Origin of the sequence: Shewanella sp. Choline-02u-19 (genome assembly GCF_002836205.1) — a bacterium.
Taxonomy (GTDB): Bacteria; Pseudomonadota; Gammaproteobacteria; order Enterobacterales; family Shewanellaceae; genus Shewanella.
In genome coordinates this window covers 3,384,260-3,410,590 of the sequence record NZ_PJBE01000013.1, presented here as the reverse complement: position 1 = coordinate 3,410,590, position 26,331 = coordinate 3,384,260, and the positions used below count along the sequence as shown (strand labels likewise).

At 47.7% G+C, this 26,331-nt stretch carries 36 protein-coding genes and 2 pseudogenes; 1 reads left to right on the top strand and 37 read right to left on the bottom strand.

From position 1 onward, the window contains the following. Position 1 precedes the first annotated feature (1 nt). The 18 genes from CXF83_RS21590 to CXF83_RS21510 form a co-directional block, all read right to left on the bottom strand. Positions 2-607, bottom strand: a complete 606-nt coding sequence (locus CXF83_RS21590) for an OmpA family protein (protein WP_101089393.1) — start codon at positions 605-607, stop codon at positions 2-4. Further along, the gene (locus CXF83_RS21585) at positions 604-2,019 is read right to left on the bottom strand and encodes a TolC family outer membrane protein (protein WP_101089392.1); all 1,416 of its coding nucleotides are present in this window, start codon (positions 2,017-2,019) and stop codon (positions 604-606) included. Before CXF83_RS21585 ends, CXF83_RS21590 begins: the two co-directional genes overlap by 4 nt. A gap of 32 nt (positions 2,020-2,051) precedes the next feature. Beyond that, positions 2,052-3,434, bottom strand: a complete 1,383-nt coding sequence (locus CXF83_RS21580; RefSeq protein WP_101089391.1) for an HlyD family type I secretion periplasmic adaptor subunit — start codon at positions 3,432-3,434, stop codon at positions 2,052-2,054. Then, positions 3,431-5,608, bottom strand: a complete 2,178-nt coding sequence (locus tag CXF83_RS21575; RefSeq protein WP_101089390.1) for a type I secretion system permease/ATPase — start codon at positions 5,606-5,608, stop codon at positions 3,431-3,433. Before CXF83_RS21575 ends, CXF83_RS21580 begins: the two co-directional genes overlap by 4 nt. A 94-nt stretch (positions 5,609-5,702) precedes the next feature. Beyond that, entirely contained in the window at positions 5,703-10,631 is a 4,929-nt protein-coding gene (locus tag CXF83_RS21570) for a beta strand repeat-containing protein (RefSeq protein ID WP_101098064.1), read from the bottom strand. Beyond that, entirely contained in the window at positions 10,628-10,939 is a 312-nt protein-coding gene (locus tag CXF83_RS21565) for an Ig-like domain-containing protein (RefSeq protein ID WP_101098063.1), read from the bottom strand. Before CXF83_RS21565 ends, CXF83_RS21570 begins: the two co-directional genes overlap by 4 nt. Continuing rightward, positions 10,936-11,247: an Ig-like domain-containing protein gene (locus CXF83_RS21560; protein ID WP_101098063.1), complete on the bottom strand. Its 312-nt coding sequence runs from the start codon at positions 11,245-11,247 to the stop codon at positions 10,936-10,938. Before CXF83_RS21560 ends, CXF83_RS21565 begins: the two co-directional genes overlap by 4 nt. Further along, a complete protein-coding gene (locus CXF83_RS21555) occupies positions 11,244-11,678 on the bottom strand; it encodes an Ig-like domain-containing protein (RefSeq protein WP_101098062.1) in 435 nt (144 codons plus the stop codon). Before CXF83_RS21555 ends, CXF83_RS21560 begins: the two co-directional genes overlap by 4 nt. A 66-nt stretch (positions 11,679-11,744) precedes the next feature. Next, positions 11,745-11,867 (bottom strand): cadherin-like domain-containing protein, encoded by a 123-nt coding sequence (locus CXF83_RS23105; protein ID WP_443019121.1) that lies wholly within the window; start codon positions 11,865-11,867, stop codon positions 11,745-11,747. A 21-nt stretch (positions 11,868-11,888) separates the two neighbouring features. Further along, a complete protein-coding gene (locus CXF83_RS23100; protein ID WP_101098061.1) occupies positions 11,889-12,197 on the bottom strand; it encodes an Ig-like domain-containing protein in 309 nt (102 codons plus the stop codon). A 28-nt stretch (positions 12,198-12,225) separates the two neighbouring features. Then, complete coding sequence (locus CXF83_RS21545) at positions 12,226-12,492, bottom strand: Ig-like domain-containing protein (protein WP_101098060.1); 267 nt, start codon at positions 12,490-12,492, stop codon at positions 12,226-12,228. A gap of 267 nt (positions 12,493-12,759) precedes the next feature. Further along, complete coding sequence (locus tag CXF83_RS21540) at positions 12,760-13,005, bottom strand: Ig-like domain-containing protein (RefSeq protein ID WP_101098059.1); 246 nt, start codon at positions 13,003-13,005, stop codon at positions 12,760-12,762. After that, positions 13,002-13,298 carry an Ig-like domain-containing protein gene (locus CXF83_RS21535; protein ID WP_101098058.1) on the bottom strand — a complete coding sequence of 99 codons (297 nt, stop codon included), beginning with the start codon at positions 13,296-13,298 and terminating at the stop codon, positions 13,002-13,004. Before CXF83_RS21535 ends, CXF83_RS21540 begins: the two co-directional genes overlap by 4 nt. 118 nt (positions 13,299-13,416) lie before the next feature. Next, entirely contained in the window at positions 13,417-13,704 is a 288-nt protein-coding gene (locus CXF83_RS21530) for an Ig-like domain-containing protein (protein ID WP_101098057.1), read from the bottom strand. A gap of 186 nt (positions 13,705-13,890) precedes the next feature. Beyond that, complete coding sequence (locus CXF83_RS23095; RefSeq protein WP_443019120.1) at positions 13,891-13,968, bottom strand: hypothetical protein; 78 nt, start codon at positions 13,966-13,968, stop codon at positions 13,891-13,893. A gap of 160 nt (positions 13,969-14,128) precedes the next feature. Further along, entirely contained in the window at positions 14,129-14,398 is a 270-nt protein-coding gene (locus tag CXF83_RS21520) for an Ig-like domain-containing protein (protein ID WP_101098055.1), read from the bottom strand. Next, on the bottom strand, positions 14,364-14,507 hold the full coding sequence (locus CXF83_RS23090) for a hypothetical protein (protein ID WP_443019119.1): 144 nt from the start codon (positions 14,505-14,507) through the stop codon (positions 14,364-14,366). Before CXF83_RS23090 ends, CXF83_RS21520 begins: the two co-directional genes overlap by 35 nt. A 169-nt stretch (positions 14,508-14,676) precedes the next feature. Next, complete coding sequence (locus tag CXF83_RS21510) at positions 14,677-14,961, bottom strand: Ig-like domain-containing protein (RefSeq protein WP_269801724.1); 285 nt, start codon at positions 14,959-14,961, stop codon at positions 14,677-14,679. A gap of 132 nt (positions 14,962-15,093) precedes the next feature. Between CXF83_RS21510 and CXF83_RS22640 the strand changes: the two genes are divergently transcribed. Beyond that, a complete protein-coding gene (locus CXF83_RS22640) occupies positions 15,094-15,234 on the top strand; it encodes a hypothetical protein (RefSeq protein ID WP_157823099.1) in 141 nt (46 codons plus the stop codon). Positions 15,235-15,297: 63 nt separating this feature from the next. On the opposite strand, the gene CXF83_RS23085 is transcribed toward CXF83_RS22640, so the two are convergent. The 19 genes and pseudogenes from CXF83_RS23085 to CXF83_RS21445 form a co-directional block, all read right to left on the bottom strand. Further along, a complete protein-coding gene (locus tag CXF83_RS23085; protein WP_443019118.1) occupies positions 15,298-15,447 on the bottom strand; it encodes a hypothetical protein in 150 nt (49 codons plus the stop codon). Positions 15,448-15,736: 289 nt separating this feature from the next. Beyond that, the gene (locus CXF83_RS21505) at positions 15,737-15,922 is read right to left on the bottom strand and encodes an Ig-like domain-containing protein (protein ID WP_101098052.1); all 186 of its coding nucleotides are present in this window, start codon (positions 15,920-15,922) and stop codon (positions 15,737-15,739) included. Then, positions 15,919-16,062 (bottom strand): hypothetical protein, encoded by a 144-nt coding sequence (locus CXF83_RS23080; RefSeq protein WP_443019117.1) that lies wholly within the window; start codon positions 16,060-16,062, stop codon positions 15,919-15,921. The genes CXF83_RS21505 and CXF83_RS23080 overlap by 4 nt, the downstream gene beginning before the upstream one ends. A gap of 245 nt (positions 16,063-16,307) precedes the next feature. Next, entirely contained in the window at positions 16,308-16,472 is a 165-nt protein-coding gene (locus CXF83_RS22625) for an Ig-like domain-containing protein (RefSeq protein WP_157823098.1), read from the bottom strand. Next, positions 16,459-16,656, bottom strand: coding sequence for a hypothetical protein (locus CXF83_RS21495; RefSeq protein WP_101098050.1), 198 nt, complete (start codon positions 16,654-16,656; stop codon positions 16,459-16,461). Before CXF83_RS21495 ends, CXF83_RS22625 begins: the two co-directional genes overlap by 14 nt. Then, complete coding sequence (locus CXF83_RS22620) at positions 16,653-16,811, bottom strand: hypothetical protein (RefSeq protein ID WP_157823097.1); 159 nt, start codon at positions 16,809-16,811, stop codon at positions 16,653-16,655. Before CXF83_RS22620 ends, CXF83_RS21495 begins: the two co-directional genes overlap by 4 nt. 304 nt (positions 16,812-17,115) lie before the next feature. Next, positions 17,116-17,442: an Ig-like domain-containing protein gene (locus CXF83_RS21490; protein ID WP_101098049.1), complete on the bottom strand. Its 327-nt coding sequence runs from the start codon at positions 17,440-17,442 to the stop codon at positions 17,116-17,118. After that, positions 17,387-17,626, bottom strand: a complete 240-nt coding sequence (locus CXF83_RS23075; protein ID WP_443019116.1) for an Ig-like domain-containing protein — start codon at positions 17,624-17,626, stop codon at positions 17,387-17,389. Before CXF83_RS23075 ends, CXF83_RS21490 begins: the two co-directional genes overlap by 56 nt. A gap of 90 nt (positions 17,627-17,716) precedes the next feature. Then, the gene (locus CXF83_RS21485; protein WP_101098048.1) at positions 17,717-19,288 is read right to left on the bottom strand and encodes a retention module-containing protein; all 1,572 of its coding nucleotides are present in this window, start codon (positions 19,286-19,288) and stop codon (positions 17,717-17,719) included. A 262-nt stretch (positions 19,289-19,550) separates the two neighbouring features. Beyond that, complete coding sequence (locus CXF83_RS23070) at positions 19,551-21,866, bottom strand: VCBS domain-containing protein (RefSeq protein ID WP_443019115.1); 2,316 nt, start codon at positions 21,864-21,866, stop codon at positions 19,551-19,553. Positions 21,867-22,597: 731 nt separating this feature from the next. Then, positions 22,598-22,834, bottom strand: coding sequence for a VCBS domain-containing protein (locus tag CXF83_RS21475; protein WP_198553565.1), 237 nt, complete (start codon positions 22,832-22,834; stop codon positions 22,598-22,600). Continuing rightward, positions 22,800-23,021, bottom strand: coding sequence for a VCBS domain-containing protein (locus tag CXF83_RS21470; RefSeq protein WP_157823096.1), 222 nt, complete (start codon positions 23,019-23,021; stop codon positions 22,800-22,802). Before CXF83_RS21470 ends, CXF83_RS21475 begins: the two co-directional genes overlap by 35 nt. Next, complete coding sequence (locus tag CXF83_RS21465; protein WP_101098045.1) at positions 22,969-23,310, bottom strand: VCBS domain-containing protein; 342 nt, start codon at positions 23,308-23,310, stop codon at positions 22,969-22,971. Before CXF83_RS21465 ends, CXF83_RS21470 begins: the two co-directional genes overlap by 53 nt. 28 nt (positions 23,311-23,338) lie before the next feature. Then, positions 23,339-23,674 (bottom strand): annotated as a pseudogene (locus tag CXF83_RS22900) (VCBS domain-containing protein); the annotation flags it as partial. Between the two features lie 26 nt (positions 23,675-23,700). Beyond that, a complete protein-coding gene (locus CXF83_RS22890) occupies positions 23,701-23,922 on the bottom strand; it encodes a hypothetical protein (protein ID WP_232775216.1) in 222 nt (73 codons plus the stop codon). A 1-nt stretch (position 23,923) separates the two neighbouring features. Then, a pseudogene (locus tag CXF83_RS22885) lies at positions 23,924-24,025 on the bottom strand (VCBS domain-containing protein); the annotation flags it as partial. Further along, a complete protein-coding gene (locus tag CXF83_RS21450; protein WP_232775171.1) occupies positions 24,022-24,243 on the bottom strand; it encodes a VCBS domain-containing protein in 222 nt (73 codons plus the stop codon). The gene CXF83_RS21450 and the pseudogene CXF83_RS22885, both read right to left, overlap by 4 nt. Before the next feature lie 99 nt (positions 24,244-24,342). Continuing rightward, positions 24,343-24,519, bottom strand: coding sequence for a hypothetical protein (locus CXF83_RS22605; RefSeq protein WP_157823094.1), 177 nt, complete (start codon positions 24,517-24,519; stop codon positions 24,343-24,345). A gap of 34 nt (positions 24,520-24,553) precedes the next feature. Beyond that, on the bottom strand, positions 24,554-26,293 hold the full coding sequence (locus tag CXF83_RS21445; protein WP_101098041.1) for a retention module-containing protein: 1,740 nt from the start codon (positions 26,291-26,293) through the stop codon (positions 24,554-24,556). Positions 26,294-26,331 lie beyond the last annotated feature (38 nt).

Sequence of the window (26,331 nt, the reverse complement as noted above, 5' to 3'; positions counted from 1 at the left end):
CCTAATTAACAACTTCATCTACGGTATATATATGCCATTTCATATCGGCAGTAGTGTCATCCCCAGTGAGTTCCGCTATTACTCGACGATTCACTTTATGCGCAGCAGCGGTATGAGTCGGATCGATTGGGCGATCAAAACTATATCCTACAGCACTTAAACGAGATGATTCAATATCAAAGCGCTCGCTTAGCAATGCACTTACGGCATTCGCTCTGTTTTGCGATAGTTCTTGGTTATGATCATGAGATCCCGTTTTACTACAATGGCCCTCAATAACCGCTTGTGTATTGGGAAACTTTTGCATAAAACTGGCAATGATTTCTACTTGGGTATAGTAAACCGGATCGATGTAGTAAGAGTCATTGGCAAACAAAATCTTTAACTCTTGACGTTCATTGATGGGTTTGATTTTACCACAACCATAGTTATCGATAGTTGCCCCAAGCTCTGTTTCTGTGCAACGCTCTCTAGCTACGATGACACCGTCATGATCGATATCATTTAAATCGTAAACCTGCTTAGTCGGCGTGTCCATTGATACAGTATCACGCATTGAACAGCCACCTAATATGGCTAAACTCAATATTATAATTAAGGTTTTCATTGCGGTACTCCTCCTTCGTAATCTCGTTCACCTTGCCATACATCTGGGCGAGTCACTCTTAATGAATCAAGTAATTGCCCTGTCGCATTGAGAATGCGGTATTGCGACACTATTTGGTCATATTCAGAGACTAAATAATCCTTTCTTGCTTCAAATAATTCATTTTCGGTATCGAGCAAATCCAGTAATGTACGTTGACCTAAATTGAACTGTTGGCTATAGGCTACTTGCGTGTCTTTAGCTGCAATAACGTGGTCACGAATATACATTTTTTGCGGTGTTAATAGCTCATATGCATTCCAAGCTAAGTTAACCCCTTCAACGACTTGTCTATGCGCACGTTGACGGATCTCTTTTGCTTCACCTATTTTATAGGCTGCTTCTTTTTCTCGGGCCAAATCACGGCCACCCGCAAATAGGTTGTACTTAACTCTGATCATGGCAACGAGATCGTTACTATGGCCACCAACATTGTTACTTGATAACAATGAGTAACCGTCTTCACCGTCAAGATCGTTATTCCAATTACCATCAAGCTCTAAGGTAAACTTAGGGTAATAATTTGATTGAGCCGAATCTTTTTCATTCTCAGCGGCATGAATGTCACTTGAGGCTGATTTAAGGATCGGGTGATTATCTTGCGCCATCATCACACTGGTGCTGAGGTCGCTTGGTAACATATCGGCATCAGGCACTGGAACGATCATATCTTCAGGCTCTTGCTCCACAATGCGAACGAACTGTGATCTGGCATCATAGAAATTATTGCGAGCAGAAATCACATTGGCATTCGCACGTGCTAAACGGCCGGTGATTTGAGATAGATCTGCCGTTGAGCTTAATCCTGAATCGGTTCTTTGTTTAATCTGATCATATATATCTTTATGGCTTTCGAGGTTTTTCTCAGCCAAGGTGAGCACTTGTTCACTGCGGATGTAGTTGGTGTATACCTTAACCACATCAAGCGCCATATCTTCGGCTGCCGCAAATAATGCCCATTGCTCTGCACTGGCTTCAAAGCTATATCTATCAACTTCGCTGCTGGTATAAAAACCGTCAAATAGCATTTGTTTAATACTAAAACCGGCTTCACCTCGTTCTAGCTCAATAACACCGTCATCATCGACGTCACCTTGGCCTGCACGGCGACGAGTCGATGGGCTGTTAGTTTGCTCCCATCCGTAACCACCAGAAATATCGACGGTAGGCATGTAACCTGCAACAGCTTGGTTAACTTGCTCTTCTCGTGCTTTAAAGCGATTAAATGCGATCCGTATTTCAGGATTTGTATCTAATGTGTGCGCTACTGCTTGCTCTAACGTTTGGCTATAAGCCGACGCGGGCAATATTAGTGCGCCAACGGCGAGTGCAATGGCACTACGTCTTACCTGCCGCATTATGCTGCTGTCCATGTTAACCCCTCCAGGTCGTTTTTTATAAGGCTTCAACGCTCTCTGAGCGCCGTATCTTTAGCCCGTAATATTGGATTAAGTATGTACTCTAAAACAGATCTCTGCCCAGTAATCACATCAACCGAGGTTAACATCCCTGGTATGATAGGCATTTCCGTGCCATCGTCCTTTGTTAAGCTAGAAAACTCCGTTCTAACTTTTACAATATAGAAACTATTGCCCTCTTCATCTTGTGTAGTATCAGCACTAATATGCTCTACAACCCCATTTAACCCACCATATCGAGTGAAGTCATAAGCGGTGATTTTGACTACTGCCGGAAGGCCCGGATGTAAGAATGCGATGTCTTTGGGGATAATCTTGGTTTCAATAAGCAGCTTGTCTTCTGAAGGAACAATTTCAATAATATCAACGCCAGGCTGTACAACACCGCCGAGCGTATTAATGTGAATCGTTTTAATGGTGCCGTTAACAGGGGAGGTGATTTCAGCTTTACTGACTTTGTCTTGTGCGCCAACTTGTGCTTCATTCATACGCGACAGCTTGGTTTGCATCTCATTTAACTGAGCCCGAGTATCCGCAGCAAAAATAAGCACAGTTTCTCTGCGCTTCAAAATGGCCTCATCCATGGTTGACTTCACTTTTGGGCGTAATAACCGTAATGAAGACAGCTCTCCTTGAATGTCGTTTACGACTCGCTGCAGCTTGAGCAGTTCAACTTCGGGAACAATCCCTTTATCTGCTAGTGGCCTCGTCAGCTCTAGTTCTCTAGAGACTAATTGGAAGCTTGTTGTGAGTGTTCTGATTTTAGAGGCTAACTCTTGGATCTCTTGATTTCGTTGTTGGATCTGTCTTGCTTGGATCTCGAGCTGGTTACTCAGGTTATCAATCCGACCTTGGTACTCTTCTCGTTGTCTCTTAGTGAGCTCCGGCTCATTATCTTCTAATAACTCAGGAAAAATTAGCACATGAGGTTGTATTTTTACTTGCTCTCTCCAGTCAGTGCCGATATTAGAAATAGTGATACTGTTCAACTCGGTTTTTAAACGGATGACATTGGATAGTAAACTATTAACCTCTTGCTCTTGCTGGGCAAAGTCAGATTTAAAGCGTGTTGCATCAATGCGTGCAAGTGCTTGTCCCTTGGTCACCATAAAGCCTTCTTGCACGTACATATCTTGCAATATGCCGCCATCTAAGCTCTGTATTATCTGGATTTGAGAAGAGGGAATGACTTTTCCCATTCCTGTCGTGACTTGATCCAACTCAGCAAAGTAGGCCCAAATCAAAAATGTGACGGCGAGCGATGCAAGCGCCCATATGGTTAATCGATGGCTGGTCGGTGCATCGGCCATCATGGCGCCATAAACATCGTCAACCATGTCTAAGTCTTGTGAAGTTAAATGCTTACTCATTTATTTACCGCTCCTGCAAGCAAGCCTTCATTTAGCTTTTTAAGTACATCAGCTTTAGCACCGTCGGCAACAATGTGGCCGCGGTCTAATACGATAATGCGGTCAACCAAATTCAATAAGTGCATTTTGTGGGTAATAAGCAATAGCGTTCGGTCTTTACTGACATTGTGCATAGCTTGAATAAACTGTTTTTCAGCTCTAGCGTCTAAACTGGCCGTTGGTTCATCCATTAATAATACCGGGGGATCGTTCAGCGTTGCTCGTGCTAATGCAATGGTCTGTCGTTGACCACGAGAAAGCTCTCTGCCTCCTTCACCCACTTGTTGATCGAGCCCTTCGGATTCTAGATTAGTAAACAAGTTAACCCCCGATAACTGTACGGCCCTAATCAGCTGATGTTCGGTAACTTGTCGTGTTCCAAAGAGGATGTTGTCGCGAATGGTGCCGTGAAACAAAGTAATATCTTGCGGTAAATAACCGAAGTTACGTCGTAGATCACTTGGGTGTATTTGAGCTGAATCTAGGCCGTCGTATGTGAGACTGCCCTTGCTAGGCTGAAAAAGTCCAACCAGCACTTTAGCGAGAGTACTTTTACCTGAACCATTACGGCCTATTATTGCAATCCGTTCGCCAGGTTCAATTTTTATTGATAATGGATGAAGTATTGGCCGTTCTGAATTTGGATAGCTAAATGCTAAGTGGTCCGCACTAATTTGGCCTTGTAATCGCTGTCTGCTAACGAGATGACCTTTGTTTTCAAACTCACTCTCTTGAGCCATGATTTCATTAAGTTGACGCAGTGCACTGGCAGTTTGGTTGCCTCGTGTCATTAATCCTGCTAACTGCGCCATAGGGGATATTGCGCGACTGGATAAGATCACGGCTGCAATGATGCCACCCATAGAGATTAGATTGTCTGCTACACGATAGACACCTAATATTACGACGAAAATAACAGAAGTCTGCACCACGAATGTCGCGACATTCGTGACTGAAGTTGAAATCTTTTTAGATTTTAACTGCCAGCTAGCGGTATGCCCGATCATCTGTTGCCAACTTTTTTGAACTAAGCCTTCGGCACCACTTGATTTGATAGACTCTAGTGATGAAAGTGACTCGATAAGATGACCATGTTTTAAGCCTGAGAATTTATTACTTTCTTCTATTGCCGCTTTTAGTTTTGGCTGCATAATCAAGGTGTAAGCAATAATTATAAAACTACCGACCAATGGAATAAGCGCAAGATCACCTGCGACTAGGTAGATAATGGTCAAAAAGAATAGCGCAAAGGGCAGATCGACTAATGTGGTAATGGTGGCAGAGGTGAGAATATCTCGAATACTGTCAAATTCTCCGAGTTGCTTGGCCATACCGCCCACACTTGGCGAACGTTTTTCTAATGGAATCCCGACGGCCTTTGCGAACAGTTGCGAGGAGACGATAATATCGACTTTCTTACCCGCGACATCGATTAAGTAACTGCGTAACTGACGCATTACCAAGTCAAAGATATAAGCTATGCCCGCACCTATCGCTAATACCCATAAAGAATTAAATGCTAAGTTAGGCACGACTTTGTCGTATACATTCATAATAAATAGTGGCGACACCAGTGCGAATAAGTTGACTAATACTGATGCGATTAAGGCGTCACGATAAATTGGGGCAGAGTCTTTAAGTGTCTGTAATAGCCAGTGAGATTTGTTCTCGTGAAGGTGGACATCAAAGCCCATATCGCCACGATACTCCTGTTTAACAAGAAACAAGTAGCCCACATAAAGCGCTTCGAGCTCTTCAATTGACAGTGTTTCTTCACCGCCGGTTTCAGGTAACTGGATAATCGCTTTATCGTGCTCAACATCTAGCTCTCGAAGTAGGCAGGCTTTTTTATCTTTCAGCAGCAAAATACACGGCAGTAAAATTGGCGTTATTTCATTGAGTCCCTTACGGGATAGCTTAGCTGCTAAACCTGCTCGGCTGGCTGCTTGAGGCAGTAGCTCTGGTGTTAGGACATGCCCTTGCATAGGCAGGCCTGCCGCCAGAGAGTCGCTGGAGCAAGGGCTACCGAAGTATTCAGTAAGTAAAACTAAACTGTCTAGCAATGGATCAACAATAACGCGCTGAGATGCTGAAATGGTCCATTGCTCAGTTTTCTTAGAAGCTGAAACTGTCACCTTGGGGACTTATCCTTAAGATTTTATTATGTATTGTTTGTTAGTATCGGTCATGATGGCCTATTTATCCACAGGCCATCATCCCACTAAGTGCTTAAGGTATGATCGTGAAACCTTGTGCCCAGAGTTCTTCATTTAGCGAGTCAGGCATATTGACAGCTGCTGGGGCTGCAGAGTCACCAGTAGAGGTACCTACAATTAATGGGCCCTCACCATTGCTGCCTAACAGCCCTGTAATTATTTGGGCCTCACTCGAGCCGAACTCGGTAAATAGGTCAACACCGTCGAGCACGATATGTTGATCGAAAACTCCATCGTTGTTGGTATCGATATTGATTGAGGTACTCCCGTTTTCATCAGTAAAGCTGATGTACTGCGAAAGTTCATTGACCGTATCTCCTTGAAGAATATCACTTAGGTCAAGCTTATCTTCCAACAGGCTAAAGTCGGTAATGTGGTCGGTAGTCTCTGTACCGTCGACGGAGTTAGCACTCCAAACAAAGGTATCTTCTCCATCGCCGCCGGTCATGGTGTCATTGCCCAAGCCACCAATCATTGTGTCGTCTCCGAGGCCACCAATTAAGGTGTCGTTACCTAGACCACCAATTAAAGTGTCATTACCGCCCTGGCCGAAGAGAATGTCGTTACCTTCATTACCATTGAGAGTATCAATGCCGTCATGGGTTTGAGACACATCAAACATGGCTGTATTAACAGAAATAAAGGCATGAATATCCTGTACTGAGACTTCGTTAGCTTCGACGTTAGTTTCTTGAGCAACCAGTTTTTGCAGAGCTGTAAAGCCTTGACCATCAATGCCAGTAAATTGGGTTAAATCACCAAAAATAATGTCATTACCTAAGCCTCCGGTTGTTTGGTCATCTCCTTGTAATAGGTTAGTTTCAGACCCAAGTATAACGCTAGCTAAATTATCGACACTAATTTTAGCCCTAACTTGTCCATCACTGTCGTATTGAATTAAATCAGCTGCATTTAAGTCATTTTTAATACCAACAGCCTCGACGATAGATAGCCCATTTAATAAGTTAAATGCAGCTTGAGGATTACCGCCTGCGTTATGTTTGCCGTCAGTAATGAAGTAAGTAATATTGTTTCCAGCATTACTTGTCACATCGTTGCTGCTAAACCAATCTCTTGCAGCATTAAATGCATCAACATAGTCTGTACTGCCACCATTGGTAATCGCGTTCCAAGCTGCATCGGTGCCAGATTCTAGTGCGCTGATATCTAGATCTTTAATATCTACAGAAAGACTTAATACAGCAGACCCTGAAAAATCAATTACAGCGACGTTAACTACCCCAGAATTTAGCCCTGATGCAGATGCAAGAAGTGTTTTAAATACTTCAATCAATTGCTCTTTGGCTGCATTTACAGCTGTTGTTCCCATGCTACCAGAGGAATCAAGAATAAAGGCGATGTTGTAGTTTTCACCTGGAACAATTTGTAAGCCCGTTGTGTCACTGACTATTATGTCGTGGTCGTCACCGCCTTGGATGTCATTGTCACCGTCAGTCCCAGATACAAAGCCATAATCTCGTGTAGGCAAAATATCAAAGTAAACGGTTGCGGTATCAGTTAAGCCACTTGGATCGGTAATGGTGTATTCATAACTAGCAGAACCCGTATAGCCTACATCTGGGGTAAACAAAATATTGCCATTTACATCCAGTGATACGCTGCCATGCTCGGCATTGTCCACGCTTTGAATCGTAATTAGATCGCCATCAACATCGCTATCATTGGCAAGTATGTCTGCTGCATTAAAGGTGTACGGTGTATCTTCGAGTACTATTATACCGTTAGCTACAATCTGATCTCCTAGTGGAGTGTAACTACCAATTTGCTGGTTAGTATTATCAAACTGACCAAGTTCAATATTTAGTTCGTAAGCTCCCCCTTGATCCCAATAGATGATTTCAATGGAATGTGCGCCAGCGGTATCGATATCGAAATAAATATGGCCACTGTCACCTGGATAACGGGTACTTGATGCCTGGTTCTTAGATACCTCAGCAACCACCACTCCATCAATTACAATAGAGTAGCCGTCGTCTGCAGTGACTTTTAGACCATATGTTCCAACATCAAGTTGTACTGCACCTTGCATGTGCAGTATGGCGTCAGAACTGTTGCCTGGATCGTTACTCAGGCTCGCGGCGTCACTACCGAGAAAATCTTGTAAGCTAGTCCCTGTACCTAGATTACCCCCGCCTTTTGCATAATTAAGGCTTGTGGCAAAGAAAGATGCATCTGCATCATTACTGTTGATAAAGCTGCGAACCTGACCCACAGACGATAGGTTGCCACCATCAGTACCATCATTGTAGCTGTAGTACGTAGCGCTTAAGCCAATGCCAAAGTAGTCATCCGTCGCAACTGGAGGCTCGTTAACATTTGTTAATTCTATATTGACCGTTGCTGTATCTGTAAGCCCTGTTAAATCGGTGGCAACAACATTTAGGGTAAAGACACCTAGATCCGCATCATCAATGTCTTTATTGAGGGATATTTCACCAGTGTCGGCATCGATTGTGAATACGCCATCAGTCAATGTGCCGTTAGAAAAGCTGTAACTTAGGTTATCATTAGTATCTGGATCGTCGGCAATCACTGAACCGACTAGAGTGCCGCTACTACTTCCTTCAGGCTTAAATCCAAAGTCATAGTTATCGACATTTGCCGAATCTCCCTCAATATCAGTACCTGACCTAAACTCTGGCGCTGAATCTCCTTCGGTGACGGTAATTGTAAGTACCGCTGTTGCACCAGTATTAGTGGTATAGGTGATATCAGGGACTTGACCATTCCAATTAGTATTAGGGACAAATATGTAGCTACCATCCGACTCTAAAGCAAAGCGACCTTCATTAATGATAATGAATGTTGCATTGGTGGTATAGCTTTGGCCTGAAACAGTAAAGCTAGTTACAGTGAAATTACTATCAGGATCAATATCATTGGTTAGTACATTACCCGTAGCAATTGAGCCTTCTGCAATGGTGGCAAAGTCATCAACAGGATCTGAGTAATCAACGACTGATACTGTCAGGCTTGATTGCGCAGTGGCTCCTAAAGCATCAACACCCAGAATACTTATACCACTGATAACTAGGTTTTCAGTGTTCACATTGTGAGGGAAGTTTTCTAGCAACTCGGCAGTTACTGTGACACTTCCCTGCTCGCCGCTTTCAATTCTTGCCCAGTTTAGTGTTAAACGAATAGACTCTTTACCTTGGAATGTACCTATAAGCTGTCCTGATTCATTTAACGACCAGGAAATATTAGCATTAACACCAGAGACTTGAATTGCATCTGTATCTCCAAATTGGAATGCTGTAATAGATTCACTGCCTGACTGGAAGCGTAAAGATTGTGTATCTGACTCACTCCCATCATTATTTAAATCTACTTCGCTCAATAGAGAAAGCGCATTTTGGGTTAATGCTACAGGTGCGCTTACAGGCGTAACAGGTGCGTCTAGGGCAATATCGATAATCCCGGTGCTGCTATCTCCATCACTATCAGTAACCGTCACGTCAATTTCTAAGTTTACATCTTCAGTTGAGCTAACGATGTTTTCAGCCGAAGTACCGGTAAACTGGAAGTTGTCATTGCCATCAGCAGGACTTGTTGAAAGTTCAATATAACTAATTGAACCTAAGTTGCTAATGAGTCCACCACTGGCAATGTCACCCTCTCCGAGCAGATTTCCATCAGCATCGTAAGCTTTATAATGTATAAGGTTAGCCCCGTCGAACTGGACGGATGCGGATGCCACATCATTGGCATAATCAATAACAAGGTTCTCTCCTTGATCAACGGCAGCATTTTGTACACCAAAGCCATTAGTGTTGCCATTTACTGAAGAAGATACTCCCCCTGAGCTTGATGTCAGGGTAAATGCCATCTCATTGCCTTGAGCTACATCATTAATATCATTATTGATATCGTAGCTAGTGCCGTTATAGGAAACATATACGGCAGGTGTATTGCCACCCACACCGCCAGCCATATTGACTATGGTTACGCTTTCAAGCTGATCAATAGATTGAGTAAGATTTAGTTGATAGTTGTCGTTATTTGGATCCATTGATAACGTGAAGATTACAGATTGATTCGCATTACTGGCATCATATGTAGAGGGGTTGCCACTTATATCGGAATAAGCAATAAGAATGCTTGGATCGCTAGGGTCAACAAAGTAGAAGATCGTTAAGCCATTCGATGTCATGCCTGAATCTGCAAATGTAATTGTAGAGCCATTCCAGCCAGCAATATTAGCACTCAGATCGGCGCTATAATCTTGATCTGCCCCATCAGTTGTTAATAGGCCTGTGTATATTCCCGCGGCGTTAGTGCCGGTAATATCTGATGGTGTTAGAGTCAGTTCAGCATCGATAACATTTACTTCGACAGTTCCAGATGCGACGGCACCATTACCGTCAGTAGCTATGACTTCTATACCGTTAACGACGAGTGAATCAACGGCGACACCATGAGGTAAATTGTCTAATAAAGTGACTGATACCGTCACTGAACCAGTATCCCCTGCTGCAATCGTAGTGCCTGATAAGCTAAGTTGTAAGATGGGTGAACCATCTAGACTACCGATTAAATTACCAGAGCTATCAACCGTCCAAGTTAAGTTTCCATCAAGTCCTGTCACACCGATATTAGCCAAACTACCAAAAGCAAACAAGCTCACAGCGGCAACACCAGCTGTAAAGTTCAAGCCATTCGAATCTGAATCTGTAGCACTACCAATCGTATCTGAGTCATCAACTGTGAGGGAGGTGGAATTCCCTCCAGAAACATTTGGCATTACGGTGATGTTGACCGTACCGGTGTCGATGTCACCATCTGCGTCAGTCGCGATGTAATCAAAGGTGACAGGGCCGTAATAGTTGTCTGTCGGCTCAAAGGTCATGCTGCCGTTATCGGCGATCACCACGGTGCCGTTAGCAACCGCAATGTTTTGTGCCAGACCGGTGAGGGTCACGCCATTGATCGATTGATAGCGAGGCCGCCATCCGGTGCCACATCGTTACCGAGTAAGTTCAGTGCCACACTGCCATCTTCAAGTACGGTGTAGCCGTCGTCACCAGCAGTGACGCCTTCGTCGTTATTGGTGACGGTGATGTTGACCGTACCGGTGTCGATGTCACCATCTGCGTCAGTCGCGATGTAATCAAAGGTGACAGGGCCGTAATAGTTGTCTGTCGGCTCAAAGGTCATGCTGCCATCGGCGGCAATATTCACCACGCCGTTAGTGACGGTAATACTCTGTGCTTGACCGGTGAGGGTCACGCCATTGATCGATTGATAGCGAGGCCGCCATCCGGTGCCACATCGTTACCGAGTAAGTTCAGTGCCACACTGCCATCTTCAAGTACGGTGTAGCCGTCGTCGCCAGCAGTGACGCCTTCGTCGTTATTGGTGACGGTGATGTTGACCGTACCGGTGTCGATGTCACCATCTGCGTCAGTCGCGATGTAATCAAAAGTCACCGGGCCGTAATAGTTGTCTGTCGGCTCAAAGGTCATGCTGCCATCGGCGGCAATATTCACCACGCCGTTAGTGACGGTAATACTCTGTGCTTGACCGGTGAGGGTCACGCCATTGATCGATTGATAGCGAGGCCGCCATCCGGTGCCACATCGTTACCGAGTAAGTTCAGTGCCACACTGCCATCTTCAAGTACGGTGTAGCCGTCGTCGCCAGCAGTGACGCCTTCGTCGTTATTGGTGACGGTGATGTTGACCGTACCGGTGTCGATGTCACCATCTGCGTCAGTCGCGATGTAATCAAAGGTGACAGGGCCGTAATAGTTGTCTGTCGGCTCAAAGGTCATGCTGCCGTTATCGGCGATCACCACGGTGCCGTTAGCAACCGCAATGTTTTGTGCTTGACCGGTGAGGGTCACGCCATTGATCGATTGGATAGCGAGGCCGCCATCCGGTGCCACATCGTTACCGAGTAAGTTCAGCAGTGCCACACTGCCATCTTCACCATCTGCGTCACGGTGTAGCCGTCGTCGTCGGCTCAAAGGTCATGCAGTGACGCCTTCGTCGTTATTGGTGACGGTGATGTTGACCGTACTTCGGTGTCGATGTCACCATCGATGTGCGTCAGTCGCGATGTAATCAAAGGTGACAGGGCCGTAATAGTTGTCTGTCGGCTCAAAGGTCATGCTGCCATTATCGGCGATCACCACGGTGCCGTTAGCAACCGCAATTTTGTGCTTGACCGGTGAGGGTCACGCCATTGATCGATTGATAGCGAGGCCGCCATCCGGTGCCACATCGTTACCGAGTAAGTTCAGTGCCACACTGCCATCTTCAAGTACGGTGTAGCCGTCGTCGCCAGCAGTGACGCCTTCGTCGTTATTGGTGACGGTGATGTTGACCGTACCGGTGTCGATGTCACCATCTGCGTCAAAAGGTGCGTCAGTCGCGATGTAATCAAAGGTGACAGGGCCGTAATAGTTGTCTGTCGGCTCAAAGGTCATGCTGCCATCGGCGGTGAACCGCCACCGGTTCACCACGCCGTTAGTGACCGTAATCATGTGCCGTTATCGGCTTGACCGGTGAGGGTCACGCCATTGATCGATTGATAGCGAGGCCGCCATCCGGTGCCACATCGTTACCGAGTAAGTTCAGTGCCACACTGCCATCTTCAAGTACGGTGTAGCCGTCGTCGCCAGCAGTGACGCCTTCGTCGTTATTGGTGACGGTGATGTTGACCGTACCGGTGTCGATGTCACCATCTGCGTCAGTCGCGATGTAATCAAAAGTGACAGGGCCGTAATAGTTGTCTGTCGGCTCAAAGGTCATGCTGCCGTCGGCGGCAATATTCACCACGCCGTTAGCCGTTACTCTGTGCTTGACCGGTGAGGGTCACGCCATTGATCGATTGGATAGCGAGGCCGCCATCCGGTGCCACATCGTTACCGAGTGTTTCAGGTCACACCGCCATCTTCCGAAGTAGTTCAGTGCCACTGCCATCTTCAAGTACGGTGTAGCCGTCGATAGCAGTGGCCGCCATCCGGTGCCACCATCGTTACGCGAGTAATCAAAAGTTCAGCTGCCGTTATCGCCACCACCGCCGTTATCTTCCAGACCGGTGAGTCACGCCATTGATCGGTGGATAGCCCGCCATCGGTGCCACATCGCAGTGACGCCTTCGTCGTTATTGGTGACGGTGATGTTGACCGTACCGGTGTCGATGTCACCATCTGCGTCAGTCGCGATGTAATCAAAAGTGACAGGGCCGTAATAGTTGTCTGTCGGCTCAAAGGTCATGCTGCCATCGGCGGCAATATTCACCACGCCGTTAGTGACGGTAATACTCTGTGCTTGACCGGTGAGGGTCACGCCATTGATCGATTGATAGCGAGGCCGCCATCCGGTGCCACATCGTTACCGAGTAAGTTCAGTGCCACACTGCCATCTTCAAGTACGGTGTAGCCGTCGTCACCAGCAGTGACGCCTTCGTCGTTATTGGTGACGGTGATGTTGACCGTACCGGTGTCGATGTCACCATCTGCGTCAGTCGCGATGTAATCAAAGGTGACAGGGCCGTAATAGTTGTCTGTCGGCTCAAAGGTCATGCTGCCGTTATCGGCGATCACCACGGTGCCGTTAGCAACCGCAATGTTTTGTGCCAACCGGTGTTTTCGATTGGATAGCCCGCCATCCGGTGCCGGTGGTGTAGGTCGTCACGCCATTGGTCGGTGATGTTGGATAGCGAGGCCAGGGCCATCCGGTGCCACATCGTTACCGCCGTTAGTAAGTTACACCGGTGCCACACTTGCCATCTTCGTTACCGAGTAAGTCCAGTGCCACACTGCCATCTTCAAGTACGGTGTAGCCGTCGTCGCCAGCAGTGACGCCTTCGTCGTTATTGGTGACGGTGATGTTGACCGTACCGGTGTCGATGTCACCATCTGCGTCAGTCGCGATGTAATCAAAGGTGACAGGGCCGTAATAGTTGTCTGTCGGCTCAAAGGTCATGCTGCCGTTATCGGCGATCACCACGGTGCCGTTAGCAACGCAATCACCGGTGACGGTCACCGTTAGCAACCCGCAATGTTTCTGCTTGACCGGTGAGGGTCACCGCCACCATTGATCGATTGGTGATAATAGTTGTGAGGCCGCCCATCCGGTGCCGTTACATCGTTACCGGTGAGTAAGTTCAGTGCCACACTGCCATCTTCAAGTACGGTGTAGCCGTCGTCACCAGCAGTGACGCCTTCGTCGTTATTGGTGACGGTGGATGTTGACCGTACCGGTGTCGATGTCACCATCTGCGTCAGTCGCGATGTAATCAAAAGTCACCGGGCCGTAATAGTTGTCTGTCGGCTCAAGGTCATGCTGCCGTTATCGGCGATCACCACGGTGCCGTTAGCAACCGCAATGTTTTGTGCCAGACCGGTGAGGGTCACGCCATTGATCGATTGGATAGCGAGGCCGCCATCCGGTGCCACATCGTTACCGGTCAGTTCAGTGCCACACCGCCATCTTCAAGTACGGTGTAAGCAGTGACGCCTTCGTCGTTATTGGTGACGGTGATGTTGACCGTACCGGTGTCGATGTCACCATCTGCGTCAGTCGCGATGTAATCAAAAGTCACCGGGCCGTAATAGTTGTCTGTCGGCTCAAAGGTCATGCTGCCATCGGCGGCAATATTCACCACGCCGTTAGTGACGGTAATACTCTGTGACCGGTGAGGGTCACGCCATTGATCGATTGATAGCGAGGCCGCCATCCGGTGCCACATCGTTACCGAGTAAGTTCAGTGCCACACTGCCATCTTCAAGTACGGTGTAGCCGTCGTCGCCAGCAGTGACGCCTTCGTCGTTATTGGTGACGGTGATGTTGACCGTACCGGTGTCGATGTCACCATCTGCGTCAGTCGCGATGTAATCAAAAGGTCACCGCAATGGCCGTAATAGTTGTCTGTCGGCTCAAAGGTCATGCTGCCGTTATCGGCGATCACCACGGTGCCGTTAGCAACCGCAATGTTTTGTGCCAGACCGGTGAGGGTCACGCCATTGATCGATTGATAGCGAGGCCGCCATCCGGTGCCACATCGTTACCGAGTAAGTTCAGTGCCACACTGCCATCTTCAAGTACGGTGTAGCCGTCGTCACCAGCAGTGACGCCTTCGTCGTTATTGGTGACGGTGATGTTGACCGTACCGGTGTCGATGTCACCATCTGCGTCAGTCGCGATGTAATCAAAGGTGACAGGGCCGTAATAGTTGTCTGTCGGCTCAAAGGTCATGCTGCCATCGGCGGCAATATTCACCACGCCGTTAGTGACGGTAATACTTTTGTGCCAGACCGGTGAGGGTCACGCCATTGATCGGTTGATAGCGAGGCCGCCATCCCGTTCAGTAGCCATCTTCAGTAAGCCGTCGTCACCAGCAGAGTGACGCCTTCGTCGTTATTGGTGACGGTGATGTTGACTGCCGGTGTCGATGTCACCATCTGCGTCAGTCGCGATGTAATCAAAAGGGGCCGTGAGTCTGGGCTCAAAGGTCATGCTGCCGTTATCGCCGTTAGCAACGGTAATATTGATAGCGAGGGTGCACGCCGTTAGCCCGTTTGACCGGCGATCACCATTGACGATTGTGCCGCCATCCGCAGCACACGTTACCGCAATTCAGTTTGTGCCATTGATCGATTGGATCGCGAGGCCGCCATCCGGTGCCACATCGTTACCGAGTAAGTTCAGTGCCACACTGCCATCTTCAAGTACGGTGTAGCCGTCGTCGCCAGCAGTGACGCCTTCGTCGTTATTGGTGACGGTGATGTTGACCGTACCGGTGTCGATGTCACCATCTGCGTCATCGCGATGTAATCAAAGTCACCGGGCCGTAATAGTTGTCTGTCGGCTCAAAGGTCATGCTGCCGTTATCGGCGATCACCACGGTGCCGTTAGCAACCGCAATGTTTTTGTGCCAGACCGGTGAGGGTCACGCCATTGATCGATTTGATCGCGAGGCCGCCATCCGGTGCCACATCGTTACCGAGTAAGTTCAGTGCCACACTGCCATCTTCGTACGGTGTAGCCGTCGTCGCCAGCAGTGACGCCTTCGTCGTTATTGGTGATTTGTGATGTTGACCGTACCGGTGTCGATGTCACCATCTGCGTCAGTCGCGATGTAATCAAAAGTCACCGGGCCGTAATAGTTGTCTGTCGGCTCAAAGGTCATGCTGCCGTTATCGGCGATCACCACGGTGCCGTTAGCAACCGCAATGTTTTGTGCTTGACCGGTGAGGGTCACGCCATTGATCGATTGATAGCGAGGCCGCCATCCGGTGCCACATCGTTACCGAGTAAGTTCAGTGCCACACCGCCATCTTCAAGTACGGTGTAGCCGTCGTCGCCAGCAGTGACGCCTTCGTCGTTATTGGTGACGGTGATGTTGACCGTACCGGTGTCGATGTCACCATCTGCGTCAGTCGCGATGTAATCAAAGTCACCGGGCCGTAATAGTTGTCTGTCGGCTCAAAGGTCATGCTGCCGTTATCGGCGATCACCACGGTGCCGTTAGCAACCGCAATGTTTTGTGCCAGACCGGTGAGGGTCACGCCATTGATCGATTGATCGCGAGGCCGCCATCCGGTGCCACATCGTTACCGAGTAAGTTCAGTGCCACACCATCATCTTCAAACGGTGTAGCCGTCGTCGCCAGCAGTGACGCTCTCGTCGTTATTGGTGACGGTGATGTTGACCGTACCGGTGTCGATGTCACCATCTGCGTCAGTCGCGATGTAATCAAAAGTCACCGGGCCGTAATAGTTGTCTGTCGGCTCAAAGTCAAATGCTGCCATCGGCGATCACCACGGTGCCGTTAGCAACCGCAATGTTTTGTGCCAGACCGGGCGCCATTGATCGATTGGATAGCGATCCATCCGGTGCCACATCGTTGCTAAGTTCAGCCACGCCATCTTCAAGTACGGTGTAGCCGTCGTCGCCAGCAATGACGGTTTGTTGGAGTCCAATTCCAGTTATCATTTGGATGAAGGGAACGCTGCCATGTTATCATTTGATCCATCTTCATTGATAACGAGAGAGCCGCCTTCAAGTGCTACCGTACTGCCAGCGGTAACCGTTTGGCCATCGACTTCAAAGCTAACCACGGTTAAATCGCTGTCGTTATTCAACACCATCGTTATCTAATACGTTGCCAGTGGCAAATCGCCATTCGTTCGTCAGGGATATTCCAGTTTGGCTGAAGGTGTAAGAGCCATCGTTGATAACGAGAGCCGCCTTCAAGTGCTACCGTACTGGCTAATAGACTAGCGTCATCAACAGGCGTGACATTCGTTATCTAATACGGCCAGTGGCAACGCCATCTTCGTCGATAGTTTGCTGTCGAGCCTGTATTGGGTCGTGTAGCCTGTATTGTGTGTATGTAATGACAGGAACGCTGCCATTCCAGTTTTCATTTGGGGTGAAGGTGTAGAGCCATCTTCATTGATAACGAGAGCCACTATCGAGTTCTACCGTACTGCCAGCGGTAACCGTTTGGCCATCGACTTCAAAGCTAACCACGGTTGAATCGCTGTCTACATCAGCATCGTTATCTAACACATTGCCAGTGGCAACGCTGTCTTCGTCGATAGTTTGGCTGTCGTTTGCTAATACACTGGCGTCATCTACTGGCGTGACTTCAATCGTGAGTGTTGCTGTTGAGCCCGTATTCGTTGTGTATGTAATGACAGGGACATTGCCATTCCAGTTATCATTTGGAGTGAAGGTGTAAGAGCCATCTGCATTGATAACGAGAGCCGCCTTCAAGTGCTACCGTACTGCCAGCGGTAACCGTTTGGCCATCGACTTCAAAGCTAACCACGGTTAGATCGCTGTCTACATCAGCATCGTTATCTAACACATTGCCAGTGGCAACGCTGTCTTCGTCGATAGTTTGGCTGTCGTTGGCTAATAGACTAGCGTCATCAACAGGCGTGACTTCAAGGGTCAGTGTTGCTGTTGAGCCTGTATTGGTCGTGTATGTAATGACAGGAACGCTGCCATTCCAGTTTTCATTTGGGGTGAAGGTGTAGAGCCATCTTCATTGATAACGAGAGCCACTATCGAGTTCTACCGTACTGCCAGCGGTAACCGTTTGGCCATCGACTTCAAAGCTAACCACGGTTAAATCGCTGTCGACATCACCATCGTTATCTAATACGTTGCCAGTGGCAATGCCATCTTCGTCGATAGTTTGACTGTCGTTGGCTAATACACTGACGTCATCAACTGGCGTCACTTCAATCGTGAGTGTCGCTGTTGAGCCCGTGTTGGTCGTGTAAGTAATGACAGGGACATTGCCATTCCAGTTATCATTTGGGGTGAAGGTGTAAGAGCCATCAGCATTGATCACTAATGAGCCACCATCGAGTTCTACCGTACTGCCAGCGGTAACCGTTTGGCCATCGACTTCAAAGCTAACCACGGTTAAATTGCTGTCTACATCACCATCGTTATCTAATACATTGCCAGTGGCAATGCCATCTTCGTCGATAGTTTGGCTGTCGTTGGCTAATAGACTAGCGTCATCAACAGGCGTGACTTCAAGGGTCAGTGTTGCTGTTGAGCCTGTATTGGTCGTGTATGTAATGACAGGAACGCTGCCATTCCAGTTATCATTTGGGGTGAAGGTGTAAGAGCCATCAGCATTGATCACTAATGAGCCACCATCGAGTTCTATCGTACTGCCAGCGGTAACCGTTTGGCCATCGACTTCAAAGCTAACCACGGTTAAATCGCTGTCTACATCAACATCGTTATCTAATACATTGCCAGTAGCAACGTTGTCTTCGTCGATAGTTTGGCTGTCGTTGGCTAATAGACTAGCGTCATCAACAGGCGTGACTTCAAGGGTCAGTGTTGCTGTTGAGCCTGTATTGGTGGTGTATGTAATGACAGGAACGCTGCCATTCCAGTTATCATTTGGAGTGAAGGTGTAAGAGCCATCTTCATTGATAACTAAAGATCCGCCATCGAGTTCTACCGTGGTACCAGCAGTAAGGCTTTGACCGTTAACTTCAAAACTCACGACGGTAAGAGCGTCATCACCATCTGCATCATTATCGAGGACGTTTCCGGTAGCGATACCATCTTCAGTAATTGAATTACTATCATTGACTAATATAGAGGGGATATTATCAACACTAAGATCGATATCTCTTGTTTCTGTAAACTGAGCCTGGTCAGCGCCAGCAGTGGTAAAACCTGACGCTGCAATGGTTTCGTTTGCACTTCTTGAGACTGAGAGGAAACCTGAACTTCCTCCATTACCTCCATTGCTATTACCTGCTGCTGTATCAGGCCCCTCAGTTGGGTCTTCGCCAGATGCGATAAGGGCTTGAATTTCTGCAATCTCATCTAAAGCAGTATCACTTGAAACATTTTCTTCAGCAGGGCTAGCTGATAGGGAATTAGTCGTTTCAGTATTTGATGATATAAGGCTGCCATCGTCAAACTGAATTTCAACAAAGCTATCTTCAGGCACAGATAAGAGAGTACCTTCAGGGATCAATTCACCTACCGCCACTTGTTTTTCTGTACCATTTACGGTGGCAGTTACTGTGCCTGTAAGGTTTTGAATATGACCAGCCTGTGTTGTTATAATCGACTTCATTGTCTTGCTCCCAACTGTAAACAGTATTAACTACACTTTTTTACAGCTTAAATGTTTCAAAAAAACTACCCCTGATTAACGAATGTTATAGAAGCAATCGTTATTGGTCAATTTTTTGACGCTTTATGTTGTGTAAATTGATTGTGATTGAGTATTATTCGAAAGGGTTAGTAGTGCAAGAACAGAAAAAGGCCACTAGATATAGTGGCCTTGTTAGATAACGGATGAACCGAACTGACTAATTAAAACTTTTGACTGAATATTAAGGAATGATATTTCCTTGGTCGATTTGTTCATATGGAGGGATGAAAGTATCGTTCGGATCGACAATTAGAGCCTCATCAGCGATGAGTCCTGCAATAATTACAGATTCGTCGGAACTGCCATAAATACTCGATAGATTGATACCATCTAAGATGATAGTCACTCCGTCTCCACCTGCTATTCCGTCGGCATCAATAATGATGGTGGTATTGCCACCGGTAAAATCAAAGGAGAAGAAATCTTCTAAGTTTCCGCTTTCCTCTCCAACTAATAATCCGCTTAGGTCGAGTACATCGATTTCGTTGTTGAAGTTGTAAACGTTATCAATGCTACCATCAGCACTATCGAGTTCCCAAACGAAGAAATCTCGCTCACCATCATCAACGCCATTGAGTGCACCACCGTCCAAACTATCACTACCTTGGCCCCCAGAGAGATAATCTCTACCTATCCCTCCTACTAAGGTGTCACTGCCTGTGCCGCCGATGAGAATATCATTGCCTTCACCACCTTCAATATCGTCATTGCCAGAGCCCCCAATGAGTTCGTCATTACCAGCAAGACCTTTTAAGATATCAATGCCTTCGCGGCCGAAAATACGGTCGTCTAAATTGGCCCCTGTAAGCGAGTCAGAATTGGTACTACCAAATAGCAGATTATTGATATTGTCAGTTCCCACGACCGTGATGGAATCATCAGCTATTTGATCATGGGTAAAGACAGCTTCAACAAATCGGGCTTGGAAGTTACCACCATTGTCATCGAGATAAGTTATTCTCCATATATCATTGGCCGATAATGGGTTAGCCATAAGATAATCAGCTAACGATGTTGTTGTTGGGTCACCATTGCCATCAAGTAAAAAGATTGCGCTGTAATCAATTTCGGCTTTCATTAGGCCTGAATCAGCATCGAAGCTCCAAGTAATAACCCCATCAGCATCATTCTCTGGGATCACTTCAAAGACTGCGCTACCAATTGTTAATCTAACCGATACCTCATTTTCTCTAGCGTTACCTGCATTACCACCCTGCTCTGAGACTGGTACTGGGAAAGCAAATGGCGCCTGTTGAAAATCAGTAAATAGCTGCAATGAACCACTTGCTGGATCTGAGTTCATCGCGTTGGCAAATAGCTCACTAATAACTAAGTCAGCATCTTGATCATTACCAGAGGTAAGTGGACTTGAACCATTACCAATTTGTACTGTTTGATCTGCCAAGCTGTTTGTAGGTACGGAGTGGATGATGAATTCACCATCAATAGAGTCACTACCTGAGTTCACTGTAAAAGTGAGTGACAAGTCAATTTGATAATCTACTTCTCCGTTATCTCCAGGAACGTAGATTAATGTTTCTAATTCAGCTGCACTAAGCCCTGGCGGGTTATCAAAATCAATTAAAGTGAGGGTGTTTTGACCATCGATCATATAGTAAATACTACCTAACTCAACGCTCGGGTCTAAGTTTGGTGTAAGTAGCACTAACGCTAAGTTAGTAATTGTTATTGTATCGTTTATATCTATATCAGTAGGTTTAGTCACAAGTAGTGGATAACCGCTTAGATAAGGGTCGGTAATCTCACTGACAGCGGCGGGAACCCAGATCTCTTTAGCAAACTCTCCTTCAATAGCATCATTTACGCCATTGATCGTAATGGTGACTATTTCAGTGTCATATGCACCATTTAAATCGGTAGCCGTTACATTAAAACTGAGTGTAATGGATTCAGTAATCCCTAAAAACTGAATCAATTCATTTGAAATACTAAAGTCCCAACTATCTTGGTCGCTGCTGAAACCTGCAATCAACTGATTGATCTGGTCTTGGGTTAATACGTCACTGAGAACACCGCCACTCCATTGAATATCATTATTGTAAAGAGAAGTCACACTCGCAGTATCGCCAGTATCAACGTCAGTGAAACTTAATATTCCTGTATCACTGATTAGTTGATTGACGACGTTTAGATCTTCGGTGACTTCACCAGAGGTATCTATAGTGAGTACCGGAATATCGTTGGTGCCGGTGACAGTCACGGTGACAATTTGAGTGCTGAATGCACCAAACTCATCGGTGACGGTGACTAAGAAGGTCTCGTCGTGGGTTTCACCCGAGGAGAGGGCATCGACCAAAGCGTTGTTAGCTAAGGTGTAACTCCAGACGCCGGTACTGGCATTAATGCCGAAGGTACCATAGTCATTGACCTGAGGGACAAAGCCCCAGCTCCAACTGGCCCCGTTATCGACATCACTGGCGGTTAACGTGCCGCCCGTGGTGAGGCTGCCTGGCTCTGGATCATTACCGCCATCCATGACGCCGGCTTCTAATACTTCGCCAGTCGCATCGGCAATGGTGGAAGTGATCAACGGAATATCGTTGGTGCCGGTGACGGTCACGGTGACAATTTGAGTGCTGAATGCACCAAACTCATCGGTGACGGTGACTAAGAAGGTCTCGTCGGGGTTTCACCGGAGGCGAGGGCATCAACCAAAGCGTTGTTAGCTAAGGTGTAACTCCACGCCGGTGCTGGCATTAATGCCGAAGGTACCATAGTCATTGACTTGAGGCACAAAATCCCAGCCCAACTGGCCCCGTTATCGACATCACTGGCGGTTAAGGTGCCGCCCGTGGTGAGACTGCTTACTCCGGATCATTACCGCCATCCATGACGCCCGCTTCTAAGACTTCGCCAGTCGCATCGGCAATGGTGGAAGTGATCAACGGAATATCGTTGGTACCGGTGACGGTCACGGTGACAATTTGAGTGCTGAATGCACCGAACTCATCGGTGACAGTGACTAAGAAGGTCTCGTCGTGGGTTTCACCGGAGGCGAGGCATCGACCAAGGCATTATTAGCTAAAGTGTAACTCCAGACGCCGGTGCTGGCATTAATGCCATAGACATTGACTTGCGGTACCATAGCCGACTGGCCCCGTTATCCATCATTGACCTGAGGGACAAAATCCCCAGCCCAACTGGCCCCGTTATCCACATCACTGGCGGTTAAGGTGCCGCCCGTGGTGAGACTGCCCAGTGCTGGCATTACTCCGGATCATTACCGCCATCCATGACGCCCGCTTCTAAGACTTCGCCAGTCGCATCGGCAATGGTGGAAGTGATCAACGGAATATCGTTGGTGCCGGTGACGGTCACGGTGACAATTTGAGTGCTGAATGCACCAAACTCATCGGTGACGGTGACTAAGAAGGTCGTCGCCGGTTTCAGGACAAAATGGGTTTCACGGTCACGGTGACAATTTGGTAAATGCACCAAACTCATCGGTGACGTTGTCAACCAAAGCGTTGTTAGCTAAGGTGTAACTCCAGACGCCAGTGCTGGCATTAATGCCGAAGGTACCATAGTCATTGACTTGAGGCACAAAATCCCAGCTCCAACTGGCCCCGTTATCGACATCACTGGCGGTTAAGGTGCCGCCCGTGGTGAGACTGCCTGGCTCCCGGATCATTACCGCCATCCATGACGCCCGCTTCTAAGACTTCGCCAGTCGCATCGGCAATGGTGGAAGTGATCAACGGAATATCGTTGGTACCGGTGACGGTCACGGTGACAATTTGAGTGCTGAATGCACCGAACTCATCGGTGACAGTGACCAAGAAGGTCTCGTCGTGGGTTTCACCGGAGGCGAGGGCATCGACCAAGGCGTTATTAGCTAAAGTGTAACTCCAGACGCCGGTGCTGGCATTAATGCCGAAGGTACCATAGTCATTGACCTGAGGGACAAAATCCCAGCCCAACTGGCCCCGTTATCCACATCACTGGCGGTTAAGGTGCCGCCCGTGGGTGAGACTGCCACTTCTGGATCATTACCGCCATCCATGACACCCCAGCTTCTAAGACTTCGCCAGTCGCATCGGCAATGGTGGAAGTGATCAACGGAATATCGTTGGTGCCGGTGACGGTCACGGTGACAATTTGAGTGCTGAATGCACCAAACTCATCGGTGACGGTGACTAAGAAGGTCTCGTCGTGGGTTTCACCGGAGGCGAGGGCATCAACCAAAGCGTTGTTAGCTAAGGTGTAACTCCAGACGCCAGTGCTGGCATTAATGCCGAAGGTACCATAGTCATTGACCTGAGGGACAAAATCCCAGCTCCAACTGGCCCCGTTATCGACATCACTGGCGGTTAAGGTGCCGCCCGTGGTGAACTTCCGTTCTCTGGATCATTACCGCCATCCATGACGCCCGCTTCTAAGACTTCGCCAGTCGCATCGGCAATGGTGGAAGTGATCAACGGAATATCGTTGGTGCCGGTGACGGTCACGGTGACAATTTGAGGTGCTGAATGCACCGAACTCATCGGTGACAGTGACCAAGAAGTCGTGGGTTTCACCGGAGGCGAGGGCATCAACCAAAGCGTTGTTAGCTAAGGTGTAACTCCAGACGCCGGTGCTGGCATTAATGCCGAAGGTACCATAGTCATTGACCTGAGGGACAAAATCCCAGCTCAACTGGCCCCGTTATCGACATCACTGGCGGTTAAGGTGCCGCCCGTGGTGAGACTGCCTGGCTCCCGATCATTACCGCCATCCATGACGCCCGCTTCTAAGACTTCGCCAGTCGCATCGGCAATGGTGGAAGTGATCAACGGAATATCGTTGGTACCGGTGACGGTCACGGTGACAATTTGAGTGCTGAATGCACCGAACTCATCGGTGACGGTGACCAAGAAGGTCTCGTCGTGGGTTTCACCGGAGGCGAGGGCATCAACCAGGGTTTTAGCACCGGCCGGGCGAAGGGTCATCAACCAAGGCATCACTGGCGGTTATTAGCTGGTAACCCCAGACGCCGGTGCTGGCATTAATGCCGAAGGTACCATAGTCATTGACCTGAGGGACAAAATCCCAGCCCAACTGGCCCCATTATCCACATCACTGGCGGTTAAGGTGCCGCCCGTGGTGAGACTGCCCAGCTTCTGATCATTACCGCCATCCATGACCGCCAAGACTCGCCAGTCGCATCGGCAATGGTGGAAGTGATCAACGGAATATCGTTGGTGCCGGTGAAGGTGACTTCGCCACGGTGACTAGACCGGCAATGGTGGAAGTGCTGGCATTAATGCAACGGAATATCGTTGGCTCGTTATCGACATCACTGGCGGTGCCGGTGACGTCATCGGCAATGGTGGAAGTGCCGGTGACGGTCACGGTGACCTGTTGGCTAGCCGACAATCCGTATTCATCTGTTACTGTTATATTAAAAGATTCGGTAACGATATCGCCAAAGGCTAAGCTATCAGCTAGTTCATTACTCAGTGTAAAAGACCAGACCCCGGTGTCTTCATCGAGAGTGAATAGTCCGTATGGGGTCTGAGCAGGGCTATCCAAACTCCATGTAAGCACGGCGCCATCATCAACATCCATCGCCGTTAACGTTCCGCTTGTTTGGGCTTGACCGGTTGTCTCAATATTGCCACCGACTAAAACTCCCGCTTCAATCACGTTACCCATGGCATCTTCCAATGAGGAGGTCACTTCTGGTGCGTCATTTTCTCCGGTAATAGTAATGATTAAGGTGAGAGAAACCTGATCACCGTCGGCATCTACCAGAAGGTAGTCAAACGATTCAAATACTTGATCACCCAACGCGAGAGCCTGTATATCGGTGGATTGCTCATTGAGGGTGTAGGTATAGCTGCCATCAGCAGCAATGGTTAATGATCCATAGTTTCCTGCAATTAAGTTTTCAGTGGCTAAATCTATTGAACCTGTCGCGGTGGATACTTGTGTCACCTCCGCTAGGTCAGCTCCTAAGGTATCGTTAGCTAAAACATTACCTAAAACGCCTTCAAGATTGTCTTCATTGATGGCATTTACATCGTCAAGACCCGATGGAGCATCATCAACAATACTGGCAGTGACGATTGCTGTTGTTATATCCCCTTGATTATCTGTTAATTGTACTAAGAATAGTTCTGATAAAATATCTGATTCACTATGGTCTAATGCACTATTAAGTGTGTAGCTGTAGGTGAGGATTGAATTAATTGGATCATAGCTAGAAATGACAAGAGAGCCGTGTTCACTGGGGATAGTGACGGGGCCAATAAAATTACCATCGACAAATACTTGGACACCGTTAATGGTTAATGCGTTTATTCCAGCTTGCACCGTGACAGAAACGCTTTCAGCTTGTGAAAGTGATGCGATTTGAGGCTCTGAGCCGTCAGAAAGATTTTTCTCAAATAACCGAACCGAACTTGTTGTAATCGTAGGCAGAGAAAACTGCTCTAAGAAGTTTGGTAATTCAGCTATACGAGTAGTTTGTACCTGTTCGAAACCGTCAGTGTTATGTCCTGCACCTGCAATAGTTTCGTCACCCGCACGGTTTACTGATACGAACCCTCCACCTTCATTTGCTGTCGGGCTCGCTTCGCCTGCAGCAGTATCGGGTAGGTTTAGAGTCGGATCTTCACCGCTTAAAATCTGTGCTTGTAACGCTGCAATTTCAGGGTCAATTGTTTCAGTTATTGTGTCAGTCGCTTCAAACCCTGAAGTCGTCACCTCGTTGTTGTCATTGAAGTCTATATGGGTGGCTGTTGTACCATCGCTGTACTGGAGTTTGAATGTTGCATCGACGGCGACATTAAACATAGTATTTTGGCGTAAGGTATCACCCACTTTTAATGAGACCATCTCACCTTGATCGTTTTGGCTGCTAATGACGCCAGAAAGCTCAACAATGGTGGCATCCTGCTTTGAAATATATGTACCCATCATGATTTACTCTACTATCTCATCCGTGAGCTAAATGGAGG

Coding starts and splice junctions, on each gene's coding strand:
- CXF83_RS21590 (WP_101089393.1), bottom strand. CDS start 607: ATGAAAACCTTAATTATAATATTGAGTTTAGCCATATTAGGTGGCTGT.
- CXF83_RS21585 (WP_101089392.1), bottom strand. CDS start 2,019: ATGGACAGCAGCATAATGCGGCAGGTAAGACGTAGTGCCATTGCACTC.
- CXF83_RS21580 (WP_101089391.1), bottom strand. CDS start 3,434: ATGAGTAAGCATTTAACTTCACAAGACTTAGACATGGTTGACGATGTT.
- CXF83_RS23100 (WP_101098061.1), bottom strand. CDS start 12,197: ATGATTACGGTCACTAACGGCGTGGTGAACCGGTGGCGGTTCACCGCC.
- CXF83_RS21520 (WP_101098055.1), bottom strand. CDS start 14,398: ATGGCGGCCTCGCTATCAATCGATCAATGGCGTGACCCTCACCGGTCA.
- CXF83_RS22640 (WP_157823099.1), top strand. CDS start 15,094: ATGTTGACTGCCGGTGTCGATGTCACCATCTGCGTCAGTCGCGATGTA.
- CXF83_RS22625 (WP_157823098.1), bottom strand. CDS start 16,472: ATGGCAGCATTTGACTTTGAGCCGACAGACAACTATTACGGCCCGGTG.
- CXF83_RS21495 (WP_101098050.1), bottom strand. CDS start 16,656: ATGATAACTGGAATTGGACTCCAACAAACCGTCATTGCTGGCGACGAC.
- CXF83_RS22620 (WP_157823097.1), bottom strand. CDS start 16,811: ATGGTGTTGAATAACGACAGCGATTTAACCGTGGTTAGCTTTGAAGTC.
- CXF83_RS21485 (WP_101098048.1), bottom strand. CDS start 19,288: ATGAAGTCGATTATAACAACACAGGCTGGTCATATTCAAAACCTTACA.
- CXF83_RS23070 (WP_443019115.1), bottom strand. CDS start 21,866: ATGGATGGCGGTAATGATCCAGAGCCAGGCAGCCTCACCACGGGCGGC.
- CXF83_RS21475 (WP_198553565.1), bottom strand. CDS start 22,834: ATGAGTTTGGTGCATTTACCAAATTGTCACCGTGACCGTGAAACCCAT.
- CXF83_RS21470 (WP_157823096.1), bottom strand. CDS start 23,021: ATGATCCGGGAGCCAGGCAGTCTCACCACGGGCGGCACCTTAACCGCC.
- CXF83_RS22890 (WP_232775216.1), bottom strand. CDS start 23,922: ATGCCCTCGCCTCCGGTGAAACCCACGACTTCTTGGTCACTGTCACCG.
- CXF83_RS21445 (WP_101098041.1), bottom strand. CDS start 26,293: ATGATGGGTACATATATTTCAAAGCAGGATGCCACCATTGTTGAGCTT.